The 21,013-nt window shown below is 66.9% G+C and carries 19 protein-coding genes; 13 read left to right on the forward strand and 6 right to left on the reverse strand.

Annotated features, from left to right (window positions below):
- Nucleotides 1-226 (reverse strand): hypothetical protein (locus AC57B8_RS09510; RefSeq protein ID WP_496479491.1); only part of this gene is annotated, 226 nt, incomplete at its 3' end.
- Nucleotides 227-251: 25 nt separating this feature from the next.
- The gene (locus AC57B8_RS09515) at nucleotides 252-1,079 is read right to left on the reverse strand and encodes a hypothetical protein (RefSeq protein ID WP_496479492.1); all 828 of its coding nucleotides are present in this window, start codon (nucleotides 1,077-1,079) and stop codon (nucleotides 252-254) included.
- A gap of 160 nt (nucleotides 1,080-1,239) precedes the next feature.
- Here AC57B8_RS09515 and AC57B8_RS09520 point away from each other — a divergent pair, with 160 nt between their 5' ends.
- From AC57B8_RS09520 to AC57B8_RS09545, 6 genes are all read left to right on the forward strand, one after another.
- Nucleotides 1,240-2,082 (forward strand): M15 family metallopeptidase, encoded by an 843-nt coding sequence (locus AC57B8_RS09520; RefSeq protein WP_370681903.1) that lies wholly within the window; start codon nucleotides 1,240-1,242, stop codon nucleotides 2,080-2,082.
- A 60-nt stretch (nucleotides 2,083-2,142) separates the two neighbouring features.
- Nucleotides 2,143-2,436, forward strand: coding sequence for a PAAR domain-containing protein (locus tag AC57B8_RS09525; protein WP_489061284.1), 294 nt, complete (start codon nucleotides 2,143-2,145; stop codon nucleotides 2,434-2,436).
- 102 nt (nucleotides 2,437-2,538) lie between these two features.
- Nucleotides 2,539-4,011, forward strand: coding sequence for a hypothetical protein (locus AC57B8_RS09530; RefSeq protein ID WP_496479493.1), 1,473 nt, complete (start codon nucleotides 2,539-2,541; stop codon nucleotides 4,009-4,011).
- Between the two features lie 24 nt (nucleotides 4,012-4,035).
- Nucleotides 4,036-7,902 (forward strand): type VI secretion system membrane subunit TssM, encoded by a 3,867-nt coding sequence (gene tssM / locus AC57B8_RS09535; RefSeq protein WP_496479494.1) that lies wholly within the window; start codon nucleotides 4,036-4,038, stop codon nucleotides 7,900-7,902.
- Entirely contained in the window at nucleotides 7,899-8,882 is a 984-nt protein-coding gene (gene tagF / locus AC57B8_RS09540; RefSeq protein WP_095950376.1) for a type VI secretion system-associated protein TagF, read from the forward strand. The genes tssM and tagF overlap by 4 nt, the downstream gene beginning before the upstream one ends.
- Before the next feature lie 7 nt (nucleotides 8,883-8,889).
- Complete coding sequence (locus AC57B8_RS09545; protein WP_496479495.1) at nucleotides 8,890-9,732, forward strand: OmpA family protein; 843 nt, start codon at nucleotides 8,890-8,892, stop codon at nucleotides 9,730-9,732.
- Nucleotides 9,733-9,788: 56 nt separating this feature from the next.
- Here AC57B8_RS09545 and tssA read toward each other — a convergent pair whose 3' ends face one another.
- From tssA to tssJ, 4 genes are all read right to left on the reverse strand, one after another.
- Nucleotides 9,789-10,949, reverse strand: coding sequence for a type VI secretion system protein TssA (gene tssA, locus AC57B8_RS09550; RefSeq protein WP_496479496.1), 1,161 nt, complete (start codon nucleotides 10,947-10,949; stop codon nucleotides 9,789-9,791).
- Nucleotides 10,946-11,743, reverse strand: coding sequence for a type IVB secretion system protein IcmH/DotU (gene icmH / locus AC57B8_RS09555; protein WP_496479497.1), 798 nt, complete (start codon nucleotides 11,741-11,743; stop codon nucleotides 10,946-10,948). Before icmH ends, tssA begins: the two co-directional genes overlap by 4 nt.
- Before the next feature lie 16 nt (nucleotides 11,744-11,759).
- Nucleotides 11,760-13,106, reverse strand: a complete 1,347-nt coding sequence (gene tssK, locus AC57B8_RS09560; RefSeq protein WP_496479498.1) for a type VI secretion system baseplate subunit TssK — start codon at nucleotides 13,104-13,106, stop codon at nucleotides 11,760-11,762.
- A gap of 79 nt (nucleotides 13,107-13,185) precedes the next feature.
- Nucleotides 13,186-13,806 carry a type VI secretion system lipoprotein TssJ gene (tssJ, locus tag AC57B8_RS09565; RefSeq protein WP_062481131.1) on the reverse strand — a complete coding sequence of 207 codons (621 nt, stop codon included), beginning with the start codon at nucleotides 13,804-13,806 and terminating at the stop codon, nucleotides 13,186-13,188.
- Nucleotides 13,807-14,023: 217 nt separating this feature from the next.
- On the opposite strand from tssJ, the gene AC57B8_RS09570 reads away from it, so the two are divergent.
- From AC57B8_RS09570 to tssG, 7 genes are all read left to right on the forward strand, one after another.
- The gene (locus tag AC57B8_RS09570) at nucleotides 14,024-14,692 is read left to right on the forward strand and encodes a tetratricopeptide repeat protein (protein ID WP_496479499.1); all 669 of its coding nucleotides are present in this window, start codon (nucleotides 14,024-14,026) and stop codon (nucleotides 14,690-14,692) included.
- A gap of 120 nt (nucleotides 14,693-14,812) precedes the next feature.
- Nucleotides 14,813-15,328 (forward strand): type VI secretion system contractile sheath small subunit, encoded by a 516-nt coding sequence (gene tssB / locus AC57B8_RS09575; protein WP_070062960.1) that lies wholly within the window; start codon nucleotides 14,813-14,815, stop codon nucleotides 15,326-15,328.
- Between the two features lie 2 nt (nucleotides 15,329-15,330).
- Nucleotides 15,331-16,821, forward strand: a complete 1,491-nt coding sequence (gene tssC, locus AC57B8_RS09580; protein ID WP_496479500.1) for a type VI secretion system contractile sheath large subunit — start codon at nucleotides 15,331-15,333, stop codon at nucleotides 16,819-16,821.
- 84 nt (nucleotides 16,822-16,905) lie between these two features.
- Entirely contained in the window at nucleotides 16,906-17,418 is a 513-nt protein-coding gene (locus AC57B8_RS09585) for an Hcp family type VI secretion system effector (RefSeq protein ID WP_062474768.1), read from the forward strand.
- Nucleotides 17,419-17,527: 109 nt separating this feature from the next.
- On the forward strand, nucleotides 17,528-18,019 hold the full coding sequence (gene tssE / locus AC57B8_RS09590; protein ID WP_062474770.1) for a type VI secretion system baseplate subunit TssE: 492 nt from the start codon (nucleotides 17,528-17,530) through the stop codon (nucleotides 18,017-18,019).
- A 26-nt stretch (nucleotides 18,020-18,045) separates the two neighbouring features.
- Nucleotides 18,046-19,896 (forward strand): type VI secretion system baseplate subunit TssF, encoded by a 1,851-nt coding sequence (gene tssF / locus AC57B8_RS09595; protein ID WP_070062961.1) that lies wholly within the window; start codon nucleotides 18,046-18,048, stop codon nucleotides 19,894-19,896.
- Nucleotides 19,860-20,981 carry a type VI secretion system baseplate subunit TssG gene (gene tssG, locus AC57B8_RS09600; RefSeq protein ID WP_159279609.1) on the forward strand — a complete coding sequence of 374 codons (1,122 nt, stop codon included), beginning with the start codon at nucleotides 19,860-19,862 and terminating at the stop codon, nucleotides 20,979-20,981. Before tssF ends, tssG begins: the two co-directional genes overlap by 37 nt.
- Nucleotides 20,982-21,013 lie beyond the last annotated feature (32 nt).

Genomic DNA, 21,013 nt, shown 5'->3' on the forward strand with positions numbered 1-21,013 from the left:
TCAGCGATGAAAGCGCCAGGTCCGCACGCAGGCTCAGGCACACGATGCGCAGCTCGAACAGCTGCGACACCGCCTCGCGCTGCACCCAGCCCTCCACGCGCAGGGCGTCGATGCTCTCGCGCGCGGCACTGTTGGAGGACGACGAAGCACTCGGCGCTTCGAGGCGGTACAGCCGCGCCGTCTGGCTCAGCTCGGCCCACAGGGCGCTGCGGTCAGCGGATGGCATCGGGAATTCGCTCAGGTTCGGATGCTCAAGGTTTGCAAGGTGCGCCCGGCTTGCAGTCCGCCGTTGCGGCAGTGGCCTGCGCCGACGGTGCGGGGTCGGAGGTCTTGCTGCGCTTGAGCAGCGCGGTCAGCAGGTCGGTGTCGGGATCGGGCCCCTTCGGCCGTGCCGCCGTTTGCGTGAGGTCGGAACGCGCGGCGGGCTTCGTTGCCTTGCTGGTGTTGGCAGCGGTCTTGACGGGCTTGCCGTTCGCGGCCGTGCGCACGGGCTTCTTCGAGCCCGACGCGATGCGCTCCGGTTTCTTTGCAGCAACGGCGCTGGCCTTGCTGTCGGCGCCTGCCTTCTTTGCGGGGGAGGCCGCCGCAACGCGCGCAGGCTTCGCGGCCGGCGGCACGGCCATGGGCTGCGCACCGATGGCTGCGAACGGCGTGGAGGCCTGTTGTTGTTGCTGTTGCTGCTGTGGTGCCGGCGGCGGCGTGCTGTCGCCTTCGATGATGCGTGCGGGCGTGGGCTCCGGTGCCGCGGCGGCGACGGGCGCGTCGGGCTTCGGTGGTTCCTTGGCGACAGGCGCTGCAACCGGCGCAGGCGCTATTGCCGCCACGGTCGTCGCTGCCGCATCCGCGCGCTTCGATTGCAGGTGGTAGGTCGTCGCACCCGCCACACCGAGCAGCACCGCGAGCGAAGCCCACACGCCGGGTCGTGCGAAGAAGGAGCGCGCGCCGCTCTCGCGGCCACCGAACTGTGCGAGCACCCGCGTGGATTCGCCGCCGGGTGCGGCGGTCGATGTGGCCGCGGTGGGTGCGTTCGAACCGAGCAGGCTCGGTCGGTCCTTGTGGGCGTCTGGCGCGCCCATCATGGATGGGTGGTCCGGCTGGCTGCGGGCATGTGATTTCTCCCCTCGGCTTTATGTGGCGTGATCAACGCGATATCGCAATTGGGATGCAACAAGGTGCTGCGTGCGATGGGTTCAAATTTTCAAGCGACTCATACAATTGAGTGGCTCTCATTGAACACCGTTGATCTTCTTCACTCTCTTTTGTTATTTTGCCTTGATGGTGGCAGCACTTGCCATCTTCTTGTTCCCTTCTTTTCGTGACCGTGTGTTGCGAGCGACGGTCTCCATTTCTACTGCTATTGCATTCTTTTTTATTGGAATAGGACGCCGTCTCGGCTTTGTGTCCGAAGCAAGTTTTCAGTTGATGCGCGACAGCGGATCGGGAGTGCGTACTTTTGCCGTAAGACATCGCTACCTGCTGCTGTCGGGCATGGGTCTGCTTATCGTGCCGGTGTTGTTAAGTGTGACTTTCGGAAGTGGCCGGGTTCTGTTCTTCGACGACTGGGCCGCCACAAGCGATCCGAAGATCGAGGCCTTGCTCAAGGGCGAGCAGCTGGTGCCGCCACAGCCGTTGCCGCCCGAGGTGTTTGCCACCGCAGAGGTCGAGCAGATTCGTCCGCTCACGAAAGAAGGCAGTCGGGACTGGGCTGTTCTCGATGTGGACTTTCGTAATCGTTTGCTGCTCGTCTACAAGATCATGAAAGAAAAGCACGGCTACGACCTCGCATTGCTCGAGGGTTATCGCAGCCCCGAACGACAAGCCAAACTCGCTGCATTGGGCAATACAGTGACCATGGCGAAGGCCAATCAAAGCTATCATCAGTATGGACTTGCGGCAGACAACGCGTTCTATCGCAATGGCAAGCTGGTGATCTCTGAAAAAGATCCATGGGCCATGGAAGGCTATCGCCTCTATGGCGAAGCGGCCGAGTCCGTGGGCTTGGTGTGGGGTGGTCGATGGTCCTTCAGGGACTACGGTCACGTGGAGTACCGCAAGCCGGGATTTAAATTGTCACGCAACTGAATGCCGAGACGACATCTGTCGCACCGGCACACCACGAGGCAATCAAGGGGGAGAGTTCAAATGGGTGAGGATCAACCCGAGGCGGACAACGACCGCCCGTGGATCGTTCTGCATGACAAGACCGACCACGGTGGCTTCGTGATCACCGCATCCGAAAACACGCACATCGATGAACGGCGCGTGGCGCGCATCGGCGACATGGTGTCGTGCCCACGGCCCGGCCATGGCATCAACCCCATCGTGACGGGCAGCGAATGCGTGTCGATCGATGGCCGTCGCGTGGCGCGCCACGGCGACCGGGCGGCCTGCGGTTGCAGGCTGTTGTCGAGCCAGATCGCTTCCGCGTCCGAATGACGGCGGTGCGCCCTTCTCCGGCTGCAGGCATGGCATGCGGTCACGCGACCGCGTGGGCTATTGCCATCGCCCTCGCGTGACCCAGACGTTCGAAAACTCCGGATGCTGTCGCGACTGATCAAGCCCGTTCTTTTGGCCTGCGCCGTGTTCATCACGGTGTGGGTGCTCGTGATCGTCTACTGGCAGTACACGGCGCGCATGCCGAGCACGAGCGACATCGCGCTCTACCTCGTGGTGCTGCCGCTGGCGTTGATGCTCTTCTATGTGGTGCTGCGCCGCATCTTCACGGCCGCACCCGCTGCTGCATTGCCCGCAGCTGGGACAACAGTGGCCGCAGGCGCCGCCGCCTCATCGAATGCCGTAGCAACCGAGGCCTCGCAGGATCGCCTGCAGATGGCCGTGCTCGCCTTCGCCCTTCGCACACCACGCGGCAGCGATGCCGACACGGTGGCCACCGCGATCGGCCAGGCGCAGACGCCAGAGATCGTTCCCGAACTGCGTGACGGCGAAGGCTTTCCCGTCATCGCGGGCCGCGTCGACGGCATCGACGAGAACGAGCTGCGCGAGCACCTGCGCGAAAGCCTGCAACCCGGCAGCGAAGCTTTCGATGTCGATGCGCTGCCCGACGACCGGCTGCGCGCCATCCACCTCATGTCCGACGTGCTGCAGGAGCTGCTGGCGTCCGCGGCCGAGGCGATCGCCAACGCGGGTGATGCGCTCGCGGTGCGCGCGCCCGGGCGCTTCGTGTCCAGCGGCGGCGTCATCCCGGGGCCGGCGGCGGCGCCGCAGCTGAACCTCTCGCTGCTGTTGCCGGGTGCATGGAGCGAGAGCGAACGCGCGATCGCCACGCAGTGGGTGCAGCAGCGCGTGCGCGAAGGCGATGCCTCGCAGCGCTGGCTCGTCGACTGCTTCAAGAGCGAAGACGGCGTGTCCGGCATGGCGCTGCTCGACCGCATCAGCCTGTCGCTGCATCGCGAGCAAAGGCCCGCGCTGTGGATCGCGCTGGCGGCCGACTCCTCGGTGTCTGAAGCCAGCATCGCGCGCTGGGAGGCCGACGGCCTGCTGTACACCGCCACGCGCCGCAAGGGCCGCGTGCCGGGCGAAGCCGCCGCGGGCCTGCTGCTCGTGCGCGCCGGCGATGCACTGCTGGCACCGGCCGAGGCCGTGCGCCTGTCGCGCAGCGCAAGCGGCCAGCGCGAGGCCTCGGCCGACACCGCGCGCACGCCCGATGCCAGCCTGCTCGATCGCTTCGCCCAGCACCTGCTCGCCACCTTGACGCTCGAGACCGCCCAGGTCGACTGGGTCGTGAGCGATGCCGACCACCGCACCAGCCGCGTCACCGAAGTGGCCAAGCTCGTGCAGGAGCGGCTGCCGCACGTGCCCTTCGAAAACAACCTGTCCGTCTGCGCCACCCTGGGTCACCTGGGGGCCGCGGCCGACATGAGTGCCGTCGTGCTCGCGTGCCACCTGGCCGCGCGCGATGCACGGCATGTGCTCGCCATTTCCGTGCAGGACGCGCTCGCGCGGACGGCCCTCCTGGCCGGCCCGGCGAGCCCCGCGTCACCCGCTACTTAAACAGGACCGATTCCAGAAACTTCTATGCGGCGATTCTTCAGTTTCCTGGCCGATCCGCGCACCTTGTCGGTGATCGGCGCCATCGCGCTCGGCGCGTTCCTGCTGCTCGGGGCGCAGACGCTCGAAGTCGGCGCGATCTGGGCCGTCGGCATCTTCGTGGTGCTGCTGCTGTTGTGGCTGCTGGTGTGGTTCGTGCGGCGCATGCGCACGCGCGCGGCCAACCGCAAGCTCGGCGACATGCTCGAGGACCAGGCCGACGCCGCCGTGCGCGACAGCGACCCCGAGCGCAAGGCCGAGATCGACGAGCTGCGCGGGCGCATGGTCGAGGCCGTGAAGACCATCAAGACCTCGAAGATCGGGCAGATGTCGGGCAGCGAGGCGCTGTACGAGCTGCCCTGGTACATGGTCATCGGCAACCCGGCGGCGGGCAAGAGCAGCGCCATCCTGAACTCGGGCCTGCAGTTCCCGTTCGCCGACAAGGGCAACGCGGTGATCCAGGGCATCGGCGGCACGCGCAACTGCGACTGGTTCTTCACCACCGAAGGCATCGTGCTCGACACGGCGGGCCGCTATTCCATCCACCAGGAAGACCGCAAGGAGTGGTTCGGCTTCCTCGACCTGCTCAAGAAGTACCGGCCGAAGGCGCCCATCAACGGCATCATCATCACGGCCAGCATTCCCGAGCTGATCGGCAGCCGGCCCGACTTCGCGATCCAGCTCGCCAAGAACCTGCGCCAGCGCATGCAGGAACTCACCGAGCGGCTCGAGGTGTTCGCGCCGGTCTACGTGATGTTCACCAAGGCCGACCTGATCACCGGCTTTGCGGAATTCTTCGGCGACAGCGACAAGATGGAGCGCGACCGCGTGTGGGGCGCCTCGCTGCCCTACGACGGCGATGAGAAGCAGGACGCCGTGGCGCTGTTCGACAAGCGCTTCGACGAGCTCTACATGGGCCTGAAGGAAATCAGCGTCTCGCACTTCGCGAACCACCGCAGCAGCGACCCGTCGCCCGAGCTGTTGATCTTCCCGCTCGAGTTCGCGGCCATCAAGCCCGCGCTGCGCGCCTTCCTGGCCACGCTGTTCGAGAGCAACCCGTTCCAGCACAAGCCGGTGTTCCGCGGCTTCTACTTCACCAGCGCCTTGCAAGAGGGCACGATGCGCAGCCTGTCGACCGAGCGCATCGCCAAGCGCTTCGGGCTCACGCTGAGCAACGCGGCCACCAAGTCGAAGGAAATCTATTCGCAGAACGGGTTCTTCCTGCGCGACCTGTTCTCCAAGGTGATCTTTGCCGACAAGAAGACGGTGCGGCAGTTCTCCAGCCCCGTGAAGGCGCGCGTGCGCTACGTGAGCTTCTTCGCCTTCGTCGCCGTGCTGGGCCTGCTGCTGGGCGGCTGGACCTGGTCGTACCTCGGCAACCGGCAGCTGGTGGAGAACGTGCAGGCCGACCTGGACAAGGTGGTCAAGCTGCAGGCCAGCGACAACGGGCTGCGCACGCGCTTCGAGGCACTGGGCATCCTGCAGGACCGCATCGAGCAGCTCGAGAAATTCCGCAACGACCGGCCGCTGTCGCTGTCGCTGGGCCTGTACCAGGGCAACCAGCTCGAGGACAAGCTGGTGGCCGAGTACTACGGCGGCGTGAAGCAGCTGATGCTCGCGCCGGTGTCCGACAACCTGCAGGCCTTCCTGCGCGAGGTGAACGCGCACCCCGACCGCCTGAAGCGCGCCGACGCGGTGGCCGCACTGACGGGCGGCACGGCGCCCGCGCCGTTGCCGGTCGCAGGTGCTGCGACCACCACGGCACCCGCCGCAGTGCCGGAAGGCGGCGGCCTGTATGCCGGCTCCTCGCCGGCCGATGTGCAGGACGCCTACAACGCGCTCAAGACCTACCTCATGCTGTCCGACAAGCGGCAGGTGGAAACGGCGCACCTCACCGACCAGATCTCGCGCTTCTGGCGCGGCTGGCTCGAGAGCAACCGCGGCGACATGCCGCGCGCAGCGGTCATCCGCGATGCCGAGCGCATGATCACCTTCTACCTGCGCCGCGTGGGCGACGACAACTGGCCCGCGCTGGCCGACACCAACCTCGCGCTGGTCGAGCAGACACGCGACAACCTGCGCCGCGTGGTGCGCGGCATGCCGGCGCGCGAACGCGTGTACGCCGAGATCAAGGCACGCGCTTCCACGCGCTTCGCGCCGATGACCGTGGCACGCATCCTCGGGGCCACGGCCAGCAGCGCCGAAGCCGAAGGCACCCTCGCCGGCAGCGTCGCGATCTCGGGCGCGTTCACGCGCGAGGCCTGGCAGCAGTACGTGGACGACGCGATCCGCGACGCCGCCAACAAGGAAACCTCGAGCAAGGACTGGGTGCTCAACGTCGCCGGCAACGACGACCTGACGCTCGAAGGCAGCCCGGAGCAGATCCGCAAGACGCTGGCCACCATGTACAAGCTGGAGTACGCCAAGGAGTGGCAGCGCTTCCTGCAGGGCATCGCGGTGAAGGACATGGGCAGCTTCGAGCAGGCCGTGGTGGCGATGAACCAGCTGGGCGATCCGCAGAACTCGCCGATCCGCAAGGTCTTCGACACGGTGTACGACCAGACCTCGTGGGACAACCCCTCGCTGGTCAACGCCGGCCTGCAGCAGGCGCGCACCGGCGCCTTCAACTGGTTCAAGCGCCTCTTCAGCCGCGCCACGCCGTCGCAGGTCAACGTGAACGTCGACCTCAACGGCGGCGCCACGGAAATCCCGATGGGCCCGATCGGGCGCGAGTTCGCGGGCGTGGCACGCCTGGTGGTCGAGCGCGACAACACCTCGCTGCTGCGCGGCTACCTGGGCACGCTGTCCAAGCTGCGCGGGCGCTTCAACCAGATCAAGAACCAGGGCGATCCCGGTCCGGGCGCGCGCCAGCTCATGCAGCAGACGCTGGAAGGCAACGGCTCCGAGCTGGCCGATGCGCTCAAGTACGTCGACGAGCAGATGCTCACCGGCATGGACGCCGCGCAGCGCCAGGCGCTGCGCCCGCTGCTGGTGCGGCCGCTGCTGCAGGCGTATGCGGTGACGGTGCAGCCGACGGCGGTGGAGGTCAACAAGATCTGGAGCGCGCAGGTGCACCAGCCCTTCCAGCAGTCGCTGGCCACCAAGTACCCGTTCTCGGCGAGCGCGAAGATCGAGGCCTCGCCGGCGGAAATCGCGCAGTTCTTCGGACCTGAAGGCGCCATCGGCAAGTTCGTGACGACCACGCTGGGCTCGCTGGTGATCCGCCGTGGGGACCTGCTGTCGCCGCGCGCCTGGGGCGACCAGGGCCTCACGCTGAGCCCCGACTTCGTGAACGGCTTCGCACAGTGGGTGGCGCCGCTGTCGGGCGGTGCCGCGGCCGGGGCCGGCGGCAGCGCGCAGCCGCAGACGCTGTTCCAGATCCTGCCGCAGCCCGTGTCGGGCCTGACGGAATACATGGTCGAGATCGACGGCCAGCAGCTGCGCTACCGCAACACGCCGCCGCAGTGGTCCAACTTCGTCTGGCCCAACGCACAGGGCACGCCGGGCGCGAAGATCACCGCCGTCACCTTCGACGGGCGCACGGTCGAGCTGATCAACGAGCCGGGCAACTTCGGCCTGGAGCGCCTGCTGAGCACGGCGCAGCGCACGAAGTTGCCCGACGGCAGCTTCGAGCTCACGTGGGCGCGCGACAACGCGAGCGTGACCGTCAAGCTGCGCGTGATCCAGAACACGCAGTCGGCCGGTTCGGGTGGCGATTCGCCGCAGGGCAAGGGCCTGCGCGGCACGGTGCTGCCGTCGACGGTCGCGGAGATCGGTGTGCCGCGCGCAGCAGCACCCGCAGCGGTTCAGGCACCGGCCCAGGCGCCGGTGCAGGCAGGGGGGGCAGGCAAATGAGCGCGCCACAACAGCTGTGCTACTTCGGCAAGTTGCCCGGACGCGGCGACTTCGTGAAGGGCCTGTACAACCCGCAGCTCATCAAGGTGTTCGACCACTGGCTGTCGCAGACCATGGAGATGCTGTCGGAAGACCCGCGCTGGAAGCTGATCTACGACAACGCGGCGCCGATGCACTTCGTGTGCCTGGGCTCGCGCAGCCGCGTGGCCATTGCGGGGCACGTGCGCCCCAGCCGCGACGAGTCGTCGCGCCGCTACCCGTTCCTGGCGGCCACTTCGGTGGACGTGGACGAGGCGCTCGACTTCATGCGCGGCGCGCCGATGCTCATCGGCCCCTACTGGGACCGCATGGCGGTGCAGGTGCAGTCGCTGGCGGCCGGCACCGACCTGGACAACGAGCTGAAGAAGTTCGAGGCCATCGACCCGGCCATCGAGACCGGCTTCAAGAAGTCGGCCTCGCGCGCCACCTATGCCGCCTTCACGCGCGACACCAGCCTGCTGCGCATCGAGCAGATGCTCAACTTCGACGGCCACAAGGTGTCGCTGCGCCGCGCCATCCTGGCGCTGGGCCTGCTGCTGCAGCCGGTGATGGCCAGCGCCGTGTCGCACCTGGAAAAGGGGCTCACGCTGCCGCTGCCGCGCGACCCGGTCGACCGCTCGCTGATCGCCACCTTCTGGCTCGAGATGGTGTCGCAGTTCCTGGCCAAGGCCGACTTCGAGCTGGTGCTGCTGGTCACCGAGATCGACGGCCGCTCGCGGCTGGTGATCGGCTTCAACGGCCTGTCGCCGCGCAGCCTGCAGAGCGTGCTGCATCCGCAGGTCTACACCGAGCACAACATCGACATCGACAACCCGGAGTGGGTCGAGGACACCATCCACAGCAACTACGCGATGTTCAAGCTGGTGAGCTACCTCGACCAGCCGCAGCTGCCGCTGGACATCGTGCTCACCGCCTTTCGCGAAGTCTTCATCGGGGAATGACACGGTCATGAATTGTTCTTTGCGCGTTCTCGTGCTGTCCATGGCCTGCGGGCTCGCGCTCGTGCCGGCCGTGCAGGCCCAGCAACCACCACAACAACCGGCGGCGGGCGCCACCGCCGCCCGCGTCGAGACCACGCCCGCGGCCGTCGGCAAGGGCGAGCCGGTCGTGGCCGGCGGGCAGGTGCCCGACGAAGCCACGCGCATCGCCGTCATCGAGGCGCTGCGCCGCGTCTACGGGCCCAGCGGCGTGATCGACAAGATCGAGGTGGTGAACACCGTCAGCATGCCGGCCAACTGGAGCGTCAACGTGCAGCGGCTGATCACGCCCTCGCTCAAGGACATCCACCGCGGCCAGCTCCAGATCGAGGGCACGCAGATGGCGCTCAGCGGCGAGGTCGGCAACGAGGCGCTGCGCCAGAAGATCGTGAGCGACATGGCGAATTCGCTCAACCCGACCTACACCATCAAGAACAGCCTGCGCGTGCCCGTGTCGGAGCAGATCGCGGTCGACCAGGTGCTGGGCAACCGCACCATCGAGTTCGAGCTGGGCAGCGCCACGCTCACGGGCAAGGGCCGCGCCATCCTCGACGAGATGGCGCCGATCCTGCAGAAGCTCACCAACAAGTCGGTGGCGGTGGTGGGCCACACCGACAACGCCGGCAACCGCACGTCGAACCTGGCGCTGAGCCAGTCGCGCGCCGAATCGGTCAAGGGCTACCTGGTGGGCAAGGGCATCGATCCGATGACGCTCACGACCTCGGGCGTGGGCCCGGACCAGCCGGTGGCGAGCAACGCGACCGACGAGGGGCGTTCGCGCAACCGGCGCATCGAGTTCCGGGTCGGACGCTAAAGAAAAAGGCCCGCAACGCGGGCCTTTCTTCTTTCACTCAGCGCGAAGGCGCAAAGTCAGCGCGACTCGTCGTCGCCCTTGGGCAGATCGAGCAGGTCCACCAGCTGGGCCAGCTCCTGCTCGTTCTTGATCACGTTGCGCAGCCAGGCATGCAGCGGCATGTCGGCCCAGCGCGCGGCCTTGTTCGCCATGTAGGCGGCCGGGCTCGAGGGCTCGGTCTGCTCGAAATACGCCGCCACTTCCTTGAGCTGCGCGATGGCCTGCGCGCGGCTGTGGATGCCGGGTGGGAGCGCGGCGGGCACATGCACCGCCGCGTGGTAGGTGGGAGATGAATGGGGCATGGCGGCGTCGAAGACGGGTTCGATGCGGGTCGGGGCAGCCGGTGCGCTGGCGGCCGGTGCAGCGGCGGTGGCTTGCGGCGCCGCGCCGTTGTCGATCGGCACGCCGGCCTCGCGCGCGAAGCGCTCGACGGCCTGGCGGATGGCCGTGGCCGCGTCCTTCGCGGCGCGAAAGCTCGGGCCGTTCGAGGCGGTGCGTTCGTCGAACACGGCCTCGAACTCGGCCAGCGCCTGCTCGCAGGCCTGCACGTCGCGGTGCGTCTTCTGCAAGAACTTCGCGGGCGTGGCGCGGCGCAGGCGGTCGAACTGCTCGAGCGTCACCTTGTTGCGCTGCAGCTCGTCGGCCTGCGCCGGCGTGCGGCGGATGGCCTGGTCGAGCGCCAGCGCGGTCTCCCAGACCAGCGCGCTGTGGCCGGTGTGGCCGTCGCTCACGATGGGCGCGCGCTGCAGTAGTTCGACCGAGCGCGAGATCAGCCAGGTGACGGTGCCGATGCGCATCTCGATGTCGCCGCCCTCGGGCTGCGGATGCAGCTCGTCCCAGTACTGGCGGCACAGGCCGCTGAGCAGGCGGTAGCCGTCGGCGAGCCCCTCGAAGCCGCGCTGGCTGGCCAGCGCGTCGGTGAGCCACACGCCCAGGCGCAGGTCCTTGGTGGAGGCGCGCAGCAGCTTCTCGCACTCGGCAATCACGAAGGGCCAGTTGGCCTCCTTCAGTTCGATGACCCATTCGCCCTGTTCGAGCGAGGGGTCGTCGTGCTTGCGCGCTTCTTGAATCGCGTCGAACTCGCGCGAGAACAGCATGTCCTCGCCGCAGGGCTTGGCCTCCGAGATCGGGGCCAGCAGGGCCGCGAGGTCGAGGCGGTTCGTCGCGGCCGTGGTCATGGCAGCGAGATCGTCAGGTTGGCCTGGCGCGGGCCGAGCTTCACGATGTCCTGGTAGCTCGCGAGCGCGCCCTGCGTGGTGCTGCCCAGGTGCGCCGACAGGCCGATGAAGCCCAGCAGCCCGATGAGCGCGAACAGCGCGGCCACCACCCACTGCGGCGCCTCGCGCTTGAGCGAGTGCGAGATCAGGTCGGGCAGCGGCCAGTGCGGCGCGAAGGGCGTGCGCTTGCCGCGCGCGTTGGCGATCTCGTCGCCCACGCGCGCCGTGAGGTAGGCCAGCTTCTCGGTGCCGTCGATGGCGTACTTGCCCTGGAAGCCCAGCAGCAGGCACATGTAGAACACCTCGAGCGTCTGGATGCGCGCGGCGCCGTGCGCGCGCTCGACCTCGAGCATGTTGAAGAAGTTCTCGCCCGCCAGCTGGTCGCCGAACAGCGTGAGCTGCAGCGGCCGGCGCTCCCACTCGGAGCGGATGGCGAACTCGGGCGCCGAGAGCACGAACTCGTCGACCGTGGCGCAGAAGGCGTACTTGGCCGCGTGGATCTGCTCGGCCGTGGCGTCGAGCTTGCGCGCGTTGCGCTCGAACTCGCCCAGGTAGTTGCGGATGCCCGTGAGGAACTGCTCGGTGGTGGCCGGCTGCTGCTTCTTCTTGAGCAGGAACAGCATCACGAAGCCGTCGTACAGCAGGTCGAGCAGGCTGGAGTCGGCGTCGGGCGCCACGCCGGCCGGCGTGAACGAAGCTGGCGGCGCGTCGGCGCCCAGCAGGGAAGGGGCCTTGTTGAGGGGGGTGGTGTTCATACGATCGGGCGGGTGATCAGCCGGTCACGGCGATCAGTTCGAGTTGCATGTCGGGGATGCCGGCCGGCGCGTAGATGGTGACGCTCTGCGCCTGCAGCATGCGGTCGTACAGCTGGCTCTTGCTGTCGATGGAGAAGTAGCAGGCGCCCGCGCGGATCGGAATGGCCGGCGGCACCTGCGGCGCGTAGACGATGCGCACGCCCGGCATGGCCGAGAGCACCAGCTTGTCGACGTCTTCGGGCGCGCCGATCTTGAAGCGCTGCGGCACCACCTCGGCCAGCTCGGCGGCCGGCATGCTGGCGGTGACCGACATGTAGAACACGGTCTTCTCGTCGATCTTTCCGGAGTCCAGGCGCCCCAGGTAGAAGGCGTTGCGCGTCTCGGTGAGCGCAATGGCGAAGTAGCGCGTGGAGATGACGGTGTCGAGCAGGTCGCGCACGATGCGGTCGAGCTCGGCGAAGGCCGGGCCGGGCTTCTCGTGGTCGTACACCGGCAGGTCGTTCAGCGAGTAGGTCTTGGCGAAGGTCATCAGCGCGCCGGCCAGGCTCAGCAGCTCCTGGAACAGCCGCTCCGGGTGCAGCGACGGGTGATGGAACAGGTGCGAGAGCGACGCGAACGCCGAGTTGGCCGTGTGCAGCAGCCAGAACGAGGCGATGTCGCCCGAGCGGAACTCGATGATGTTCTTGCTCGGTTCGCGGTGAATGCCGTACAGCGAATTGACCTTGGCCTGCAGCACGTCGAGCAGCCGGCGCAGCTGCTGGAACACGGTGGGCGAGGCGTCGATGCTGGTGCACGGCGGCACGAAGCTGCGGTCGATCTCGAAGCCGCCCGCGGCGGTGCGGCGGATGCGGATCACGGGGATCGACACGAACTGCTCGCGCGGCTCGGTGTCGGCTAGGAGCTTCACGCTCTTGCGCAGGAACACCACCTCGGCGCTCACGGCGTTGGTGTACAGGTCGAGCGATTGCGTCGCGTCGCTGGTGTAGCGCGCGGCAAAGCCTTCTTCGTTGGGGTCGGTGTAGTTCTTGCCGAGCTCCTTCACCGGGTGCAGCACGAGGTAGAAGATGATCTCGTTCTGGCCCGGGCTCAGCGTGTCCAGCGAGATGGGCGGGGGCAGCGCGTCGGCCTGCGGCGCCGCGTAGGGTTCGCCGTCGGGGAACACCAGCGACAGCTGCGAGGCGCGCAGCATGCCGCTGGCCAGCGCATCGAGGTCGAAGCTGATGGAGCGCACGCCCCAGAAGTACGGATGCAGCGTCTGCGCCGTGGCGCGCAGGCGCGCCTCGTGGTACGCGTCTTGGCGCTGGAAATGCTGGGGGCGTAGAAACAAGCCCTCTCCCCAGAGGACCTTGGCTGCATAGCTCACGTCGGATCAACTCCCCACAATTTTTTTTGAATGTATCGCATCGTCGTGTCGACTTGAACGGCCCCGCCGTCGCTAAAGATCAGGCGGGCGAGGGCCGGCAAGTCACCGGCCCCAACAGGTTGAGCGCGCCCGTGGGGGCCGCGCCTTGTGCGTTCTGCTGGCCCACCACCGCGCCTGTCGTGACGGTGAGCGCGCAGGCATGCGCGCCCATCACGATGCCGGTTTTTTCGGCGTCCGCGGCGTTGAAGGCGAAGCGCCAGCGCTGGGCATCGGGCGAGTGGAACAGCACCACCACGGCCACCGCGTTGGCGCTGCGCGGAACCATCTCGGTCCAGGTGTATTGCTGGTCGGGAATGAGCGTGATCTCGCGGCTCTCGACGAGGTCGTCGCCCAGCTGCGTCTTGTCGCGACCCGGCGTGACGAAGGCATCGAAGGACGACTGGTAGAAGCCCGTCGTTTCCTTCAGCTTGTAGATGCGCATCACCACGGACAGCGGGCGGTTGCGGCCGTCGGCGTTGAGGTTCTTGCCCGCGGCGATCGACATCGTCACCTTGCGCGGGGGCTTTTGCGACTCGGGCAGCTCGGGCTTCTTCAGTCCGCTCGCCTCGAGCGCGATGTTGGCGATCGTGAGCGCCGGCGAGCTGCACCCGCCGAGCATCAACGCGGCCAGCAGCGCGCCAGATGTAATTAATATTTTCATTAAAAGCGAGCCGTAACAATATTTCGATGGACCAAATAGGATTAACCGATTTCGAAAATGACTTTCGATTAGGAAATTAGCATTAATCCGCCCCCGTCATTTGCCATCCACGCGGCTGTAGTATCGTGTATTGTTATTGTCAACGGTCGCAATTTAATGAATGATTGCGGCCTGCTAAAAAGTCAGATCAGGGGGGAATGTGTCGATTCGAAAAATCATGTCGCGCACGATGATTGCCGGTGCCATTGCGAGCACCGTCTTTTTGTCGGCCTGTACCACCACGCCGGACGCGGCCGTTGCCCAGGCGACCGCCGCCTACAACAAGAGCCTGGCCGAGGTCGATGCCGCCGCGGCAGCCGCCACCGGCGACAAGGCGCCTGTCATCCGCCAGTACCAGCAGCTCGCCACCGAGAACCCGACCCGCGGTGAGCCGTGGTCGCGCATCGCGCAGATCTACTTCAACGAAGGCCGCTACAGCCTGGCCATCTCGGCCGCCGAGGAGTCGCTGCGCCGCGACCCCTCCAGCCGGCAGGCCAAGAGCATCACCGCCGTGGGCGGCCTGCGCCTGGCGGCCCGTTCCATCGAGGACCTGGGCAAGGACAGCAGCCTGAGCGGCGACGCCAACGCCGACGCCTACCGCCTGGCCGCGCTGCTGCGCGAAACCCTGGGCCTGTCGGTCCTGGTGCCCGCCGGCCCCGAAGCCAAGCCGGCACCCACGCGCCGCGCCGCGGCCCCCAGCCCGGCACCCGCGCCCTCGTCGTCATCGTCCGCCGCACCGACCCCGGTCGCCGCCGCACGGCCCGCCCCGGTCGCCGCGCCGCGCCCGGCACCTGCCGCGCCCGCCCCGCGCGCGGGTGGCGGCAATCCATTTGACGCGCTCAAGTAATTGTCCGGTTTTTGAATTGGTTTTCAAACCAATGTATTAACGAATGGGCGTGCGATCTGGAAATGGGTCGTACAACTTTTTAATTCGTTTCTCAGTCCTATTGCGAAGGTATTGAAGCTTATGGCGACCAAAAGACAGAGCGTGCAGAAGCGTCTCCAAAAAGTGCGCCCGCCGCGCGTGCAACTCACGTACGACGTGGAACTCGGTGACGCCATCGAGAAAAAGGAATTGCCTTTCGTCGTCGGCGTGATCGCCGACCTGGCGGGCCAGTCCGAGGTCGAGCAGCCCAAGCTCAAGGACCGCAAGTTCGTCAACATCGACCGCGACAACATGGACGACGTCATGAAGGGCGTGGCCCCGCGTGCCGCCTTCCAGGTGCCGAACAAGCTGGACGGACGCGGCGGCAGCTTCGGTGTCGACCTCACCTTCAACTCGATGGACGCCTTCTCGCCCGAAGCCGTCGTCGAGCAGATCGAGCCGCTCAAGCGCCTGCTCGACGCGCGCACCAAGCTGGCCGACCTGCGCAACAAGATGGCCGGCAACAGCAAGCTCGAAGACCTGCTGGCCGACGTGCTGAACAACACCGAGCAACTCCAGCGCCTGGGACAGAGCGCCGGCAAGAAGGACGAAAGCTGAACATGACTGCGCAAGCACTATCGGCATCGGGCGGTGCCGCTTCATCGGAAGCCACGGTCGACCTGCTCGACCAGATCGTCGAGAAGAGCAAGGTCGCCAAGTCCGACGTGGAACACACGCGCACCAAGGACCTCATCGGCGAACTCGTCAGCCAGGTCCTCGAAGGCTCGGTGATCGTCTCCGACAACGTGTCGGCCATGATCGACGCGCGCGTGGCCGACCTCGACGCGCTCATCTCCGCCCAGCTCAGCGCCGTGATGCACGCGCCCGAGTTCCAGAAGCTGGAGAGCACCTGGCGCGGCCTGGAGTACCTGGTCAAGGAAACGCCGACCGGCACCATGCTCAAGATCAAGGTCATCAACGCCACCAAGCGCGACCTGATCCGCGACTTCAAGGCCGCCGTCGAGTTCGACCAGAGCGCGATGTTCAAGAAGGTCTACGAAGAAGAATTCGGCACCTTCGGCGGTGCGCCGTTCGGCGCGCTGGTGGGCGACTTCGACGTCACGCGCCAGCCCGAAGACATGTACTTCCTGGACCAGATGGCGCACGTGGCGGCTGCCGCGCACGCGCCCTTCATCGGCGCGGCCTCGCCCGAGCTGCTGGGCCTGGAAAGCTTTGCCGACCTGGGCAAGCCGCGCGACATGGCCAAGGTGTTCGACACCGTCGAGTACGCCAAGTGGAAGTCGTTCCGCGATTCGGAAGACTCGCGCTACGTCGGCCTCACGCTGCCGCGCTTCCTCGGGCGCCTGCCCTACCACCCGCGCGAAGGCACGGTGGTCGACAGCTTCAACTTCGTCGAAGACGTCGACGGCACCGACCACGCCAAGTACCTCTGGTGCAACGCTGCCTGGGCCTTCGCCACGCGCCTGACGGCCGCGTTCGACGACTTCGGCTGGTGCGCGGCCATCCGCGGTGTCGAAGGCGGCGGCCTGGTCGAAGACCTGCCCACGCACACCTTCAAGACCGACGAAGGCGAGATCGCCCTGAAGTGCCCGACCGAGATTGCCATCACCGACCGGCGCGAAAAGGAACTGAGCGACCTGGGCTTCATTCCGCTCGTGCACTGCAAGAACTCCGACTACGCGGCGTTCTTCGGCGCACAGTCGCTGCAGAAGGCCAAGAAGTACAACACCGACAGCGCCAACGCCAACGCGGTGCTCTCGGCGCAGCTGCAGTACATCTTCTCGGTGTCCCGCATCGCGCACTACCTCAAGGCCATGATGCGCGACAAGATCGGCAGCTTTGCCTCGGCGCACAACGTCGAACAGTTCCTGAACCGCTGGATCGCGCAGTACGTGCTGCTCGACGACAACGCGACGCAGGAACAGAAGGCCCAGTTCCCGCTGCGCGAAGCCGCCATCCAGGTCGGCGAAGTGCCCGGGCGGCCCGGCGTGTACCGCGCGGTCGCGTTCCTGCGCCCGCACTTCCAGCTGGATGAACTGTCTATTTCACTGCGCTTGGTCGCCGATCTGCCGAAGTCAGTGAATAAGTAAGGAGGCAGATCGGGTGCGCGGCCGAGGGGCCGTGCTGCAACACGTTAACTGTCAGTAATCAATCAATCAAGAAGGGGAAGAAACATGAAAGATATCTACGTCAAGTTCGGCAGCCCGGCCATCAACGGCGAGTCGCAGGACAAGGACCACAAGGACTGGATCGAAGTCAGCTCGTGGCAGCACAGCATCGTGCAACCGCGCTCGGCCACCGCGTCGACCGCCGGCGGCCACACCGCCGAGCGCTGCGAGCACGGCGAGATGATCTTCACGAAGGACATGGACGTCGTGAGCCCGCTGCTGTACCAGCACGCGTCGGGCGGCACCACCTTCGACGAAGTCACGGTGCAGTTCTACCGTGCCGACGGCGAAGGCAAGCGCGTGCAGTACATGGAGATCAAGCTCAAGTACGTGCTGATCGCCAGCGTGAACCCGAAGGTCGTGAGCACCGACGTGGCCAGCGTGCCGAGCGAGACCTTCTCGCTGAAGTACGCCGCCGTGCAGTGGAAGTACACGCAGCAGAAGATCGGCGGCAACCAGGGCGGCAACTCGCAAGGCGCCTGGAGCCTCACGAAGAACGACAAGACCTACTCGGTCTGACGCCAGTCGGGCAATGACGACCGCGGCGCAGGCCGCGGTTTCTTTTTGGCGCCGCGCCCCTCGCGCGGCGCCGTGCCCGTTGTCCGACGCGAGAGACAGGGAGTGACCCATGACAGGATTCGAACCGGGCCTGCTCGACAAGCTGTTCGATGACGACTGGCGCGGGCCGGCTTCGCCGGTGCTGCGGCATTTGTCGCTTGACGAGGTCAAGAACGTGGTCGCACGCGACCTCGAATCCCTGCTCAACACGCGCATGGTCTTCGACGACGCCAAGCTCCAGGCCTACCCCGAGTGCCGGCGCTCCGTCATGACCTACGGCCTGAGCGATTTCTCGGGCCTGAGCCTGGCCAGCCACTACGACCGTTCGTTCATCTGCCGCTCGCTGGAGCAGGCCATTGCGCGCCACGAGTCGCGCCTGCGCGATGTCTCGGTGTCGCTCGAGGTCGACGGCCAGGCCAGCACCCACATGCTCTATTTCGGAATCACCGCCCTGCTCGTGCTGCCCGAGCTGGCCGAGCCGGTGAACTTCGACGCCATGCTGCAGCCCACGACGCTGCAGTACTCCATCACCCGCGGCACCGGCAAGAGCCGGTACGCCTAGCGCCACGCCGGACCCCGACGCCCACCATGGACGAGTTGCTGCCCTTCTACGAACGCGAGCTGGCCTTCCTGCGCGGCTACTCGCAGGAGTTCGCCAAGGGCTACCCGAAGATCGCCGCGCGCCTGGCCATCTCGGCCGACGCCAGCGAAGACCCGCACGTCGAACGCATGATCCAGTCGTTCGCGTTGCTCACGGCCCGCATCAGCAAGAAGCTCGACGACGACTACCCCGAGCTCACCGAAGCGCTGCTCGAGGTGATGTACCCGCACTACCTGCGGCCCTTTCCGTCGTGCTCCATCGCGCAGTTCGACGCCGGCGGCGCGGCGCTCGCCAAGCTCAGCAAGCCCGTCACCATCGCGCGCGGCACCGAGCTCACCTCGCAGCCGGTGCGCGGCGGCGCCTGCCGCTTTCGCAGCGTGTACGACGTCACGCTGGCGGCGGTGCAGGTGTCGAACGTGGTCTACCACTCGGTGGTGAATGCGCCCGCGCAGGCCTCGCTGCCGCGCAACGCGACGGGCTGCCTGTCGGTCACGCTCGAGGCCACCGGCGAGCAGAAGTCGCTCGGCACCCTGGCGCTCACGCTGGCGCGCCTGCGCACCTTCATCGACGCCGAGCCCTCGCTGGCCACGGCGCTGGCCGACGCCATCTTCCTGAAGACGGCCGCCGTCTTCGTGGAGCCCGAGCGCAGCGGCAAGTGGACGCTGGTGCAGGGCGAAGCGCTGCACCCGGTCGGCTTCGAGGAGGCCGATGCGCTCATCGAGCTGCCGGCGCGCTCGCACCCGGCCTACCGCCTGCTCAGCGAGTACTTCGCGTTCCCCGAGAAGTTCAACTTCGTCGACATCGACCTGGCGAACGCGCTGCGCCACATCGGCTCGTGCCGCTCGATCACGCTGCACCTGGTGATGACCGGCGTGCGCGCCGACTCGCCCACGGCGCGGCTGCTCGAGGGCGTGTCCAGCCGCAACCTGCGCCTGGGCTGCACGCCCGTCATCAACCTCTTCAAGCAGCGCAGCGACCCGATCCGCGTCACGCACGCCGCCGCCGCCTACCCGGTGGTGGCCGATGCGCGCCGCGCCTTCGGCTTCGAGGTCTACAGCATCGACTCGGTCAAGCTCGTGAAGCAGACCGCCGAGGGCGATGCGTACATCGAGTTCCGGCCCTTCTATTCGCTGCACCACGGCGAGCACCCGAAGGAGGCCGAGCACTACTGGTTCGCGCGGCGCAACGAGCTCGTGGCGCAGCGCAGCCCGGGCTACGAGACCGAACTCTCGATCGTCGACATCGACTTCCAGCCCTCGCTGCCGCAGACCGAAACGCTGAGCATCGACCTCACCTGCACCAACCGCGACCTGCCGCATTCGCTGGCCTTCGGCCTGCCCGGCGGCGACCTGTTCATCGAGGGCAACTCGGTGGCGCGTTCGATCCGCATGCTGCGCCGCCCGACGCAGACGCTGCGCATGCCGCGCGGCAAGGGCGTGCAGTGGCGGTTGGTGTCGCACCTGTCGCTGAACCACCTGTCGCTGGCCACCAGCGGGCTGCCGGCGTTGAAGGAAATGCTGCGGCTGTACGACCTGGGCCGTTCGGCCGTGTCGGCGCGGCAGATCGAGGCCATCACCGCGATCGAGCAGCAGGCCACCACCCAGTGGTTGCCGGGCAAGCCCTTCGCGACCTTCGTGCGCGGCATCGAGCTCAAGCTCACGGTCGACGAGACCGGCTTCGTGGGCAGCAGCCTGCAGGCTTTTGCCCGCGTGATGGACCATTTCTTCGGTCTCTATGTGCACCTGAACAGCTTCACCCAGCTGGTGATCGTTTCGGCGCGCGACAAGGAGGAGCTGGTGCGATGCAAGCCCCGCAGCGGCGAATCGATCCTCCTGTAGCCGAAAGGCTGCTGCGCGAACCCTACCGCTTCGAATTCTTCCAGGCGGTGCGGCTGATCGAGCTCATGCTGCTCAAGCGGCAGGAGCGCGACGTGCACCAGCGCCTGGTGCCCGGCGAGCGCATGGTGCCGCGCTGGGTGCGCTTTCGCAGCTCCACCAGCCTGAACTTCCCGCCCAGCGAGATCGAGGCGCTGGCGGTGCGCGACGCCGTGGGCGAGCTGATGTCGGGCGCGCAGCTGTGCGAGCCGCCGCTGCCGCATGAGGACGAGCACGGCCTGAGCCGCATCGAGCTCACGCCCGCGTCGTTCGGCATGCTGGGCGTGTCGGGCGCCTTGCCCATCGTCTACACCGAGATGCTGATGCGCCGCGAGCAGCATCTGCGCGACAGCTCGGCGCGCGCCTTTCTGGACGTGTTCAGCAACCGCGCCGCCGCGCTCTTCTATGCGGCCTGGCGCAAGTACCGCCTGCCGCTGCACTACGAGCACGAGCGCAGCCGCGCCTACCTGCCGGTGCTGCTGTCGATGGCCGGGCTGGAGCACACGGCCCAGCGCGACCCGCTGACCGACGGCACGGGCACCGTGTTCGACGAGACGGTGGCCGGCTACGCCGCCGCGGTGCGTCACCGGCCGATGTCGGCGGCGTACCTGCAGCGCGTGCTGTCCGATTACTTCCGCAGCCACATCCGCATCGAGCAGTTCCTGGGCAAGTGGTACGACATGCCCGTGCAGCAGCGCTCCAGGCTGGGCGAGGGCAATGTGAGCCTGGGCCAGAACGCGATGGCGGGTGAACGCATCTGGCAGCGCGACCTGCGCATCCGCCTGTGGATCGGCCCGCTCAAGCGCAGCGCGCTGCGTGAGTTTTTTCCGGGCCGCGCGCATGCGAAGGCGCTCGAAAAAATGCTGGCGCTGCTCGCCGGCGTGACCTGCGAATACGAGGTGCGCCTGATCCTGGCGCGCGAAGAAGTGGCCGCCGTGCAGCTCAGCGACAGCGGCGGCAGCCACCTCGGCTGGGACAGCTTCATCACCACCCGCGAGGCCGAGGGCGACCGCAGCGACACGCAGTACGAGCTTCAGCCCCTGCAGTGACCCTTTCAACGAACACGACCGACAGAAGAACA

This window comes from Variovorax sp. BGA-UO-ETr-C22, from assembly GCF_059567965.1.

Bases quoted from the DNA above. Each gene is read 5' to 3' on its own strand.
- AC57B8_RS09515 (WP_496479492.1), bottom strand. From the start codon at position 1,079: ATGATGGGCGCGCCAGACGCCCACAAGGACCGACCGAGCCTGCTCGGT.
- AC57B8_RS09525 (WP_489061284.1), top strand. From the start codon at position 2,143: ATGGGTGAGGATCAACCCGAGGCGGACAACGACCGCCCGTGGATCGTT.
- AC57B8_RS09530 (WP_496479493.1), top strand. From the start codon at position 2,539: ATGCTGTCGCGACTGATCAAGCCCGTTCTTTTGGCCTGCGCCGTGTTC.
- tssM (WP_496479494.1), top strand. From the start codon at position 4,036: ATGCGGCGATTCTTCAGTTTCCTGGCCGATCCGCGCACCTTGTCGGTG.
- tagF (WP_095950376.1), top strand. From the start codon at position 7,899: ATGAGCGCGCCACAACAGCTGTGCTACTTCGGCAAGTTGCCCGGACGC.
- AC57B8_RS09545 (WP_496479495.1), top strand. From the start codon at position 8,890: ATGAATTGTTCTTTGCGCGTTCTCGTGCTGTCCATGGCCTGCGGGCTC.
- tssA (WP_496479496.1), bottom strand. From the start codon at position 10,949: ATGACCACGGCCGCGACGAACCGCCTCGACCTCGCGGCCCTGCTGGCC.
- icmH (WP_496479497.1), bottom strand. From the start codon at position 11,743: ATGAACACCACCCCCCTCAACAAGGCCCCTTCCCTGCTGGGCGCCGAC.
- tssJ (WP_062481131.1), bottom strand. From the start codon at position 13,806: ATGAAAATATTAATTACATCTGGCGCGCTGCTGGCCGCGTTGATGCTC.
- AC57B8_RS09570 (WP_496479499.1), top strand. From the start codon at position 14,024: ATGTCGCGCACGATGATTGCCGGTGCCATTGCGAGCACCGTCTTTTTG.
- tssB (WP_070062960.1), top strand. From the start codon at position 14,813: ATGGCGACCAAAAGACAGAGCGTGCAGAAGCGTCTCCAAAAAGTGCGC.
- tssC (WP_496479500.1), top strand. From the start codon at position 15,331: ATGACTGCGCAAGCACTATCGGCATCGGGCGGTGCCGCTTCATCGGAA.
- AC57B8_RS09585 (WP_062474768.1), top strand. From the start codon at position 16,906: ATGAAAGATATCTACGTCAAGTTCGGCAGCCCGGCCATCAACGGCGAG.
- tssE (WP_062474770.1), top strand. From the start codon at position 17,528: ATGACAGGATTCGAACCGGGCCTGCTCGACAAGCTGTTCGATGACGAC.
- tssF (WP_070062961.1), top strand. From the start codon at position 18,046: ATGGACGAGTTGCTGCCCTTCTACGAACGCGAGCTGGCCTTCCTGCGC.
- tssG (WP_159279609.1), top strand. From the start codon at position 19,860: ATGCAAGCCCCGCAGCGGCGAATCGATCCTCCTGTAGCCGAAAGGCTG.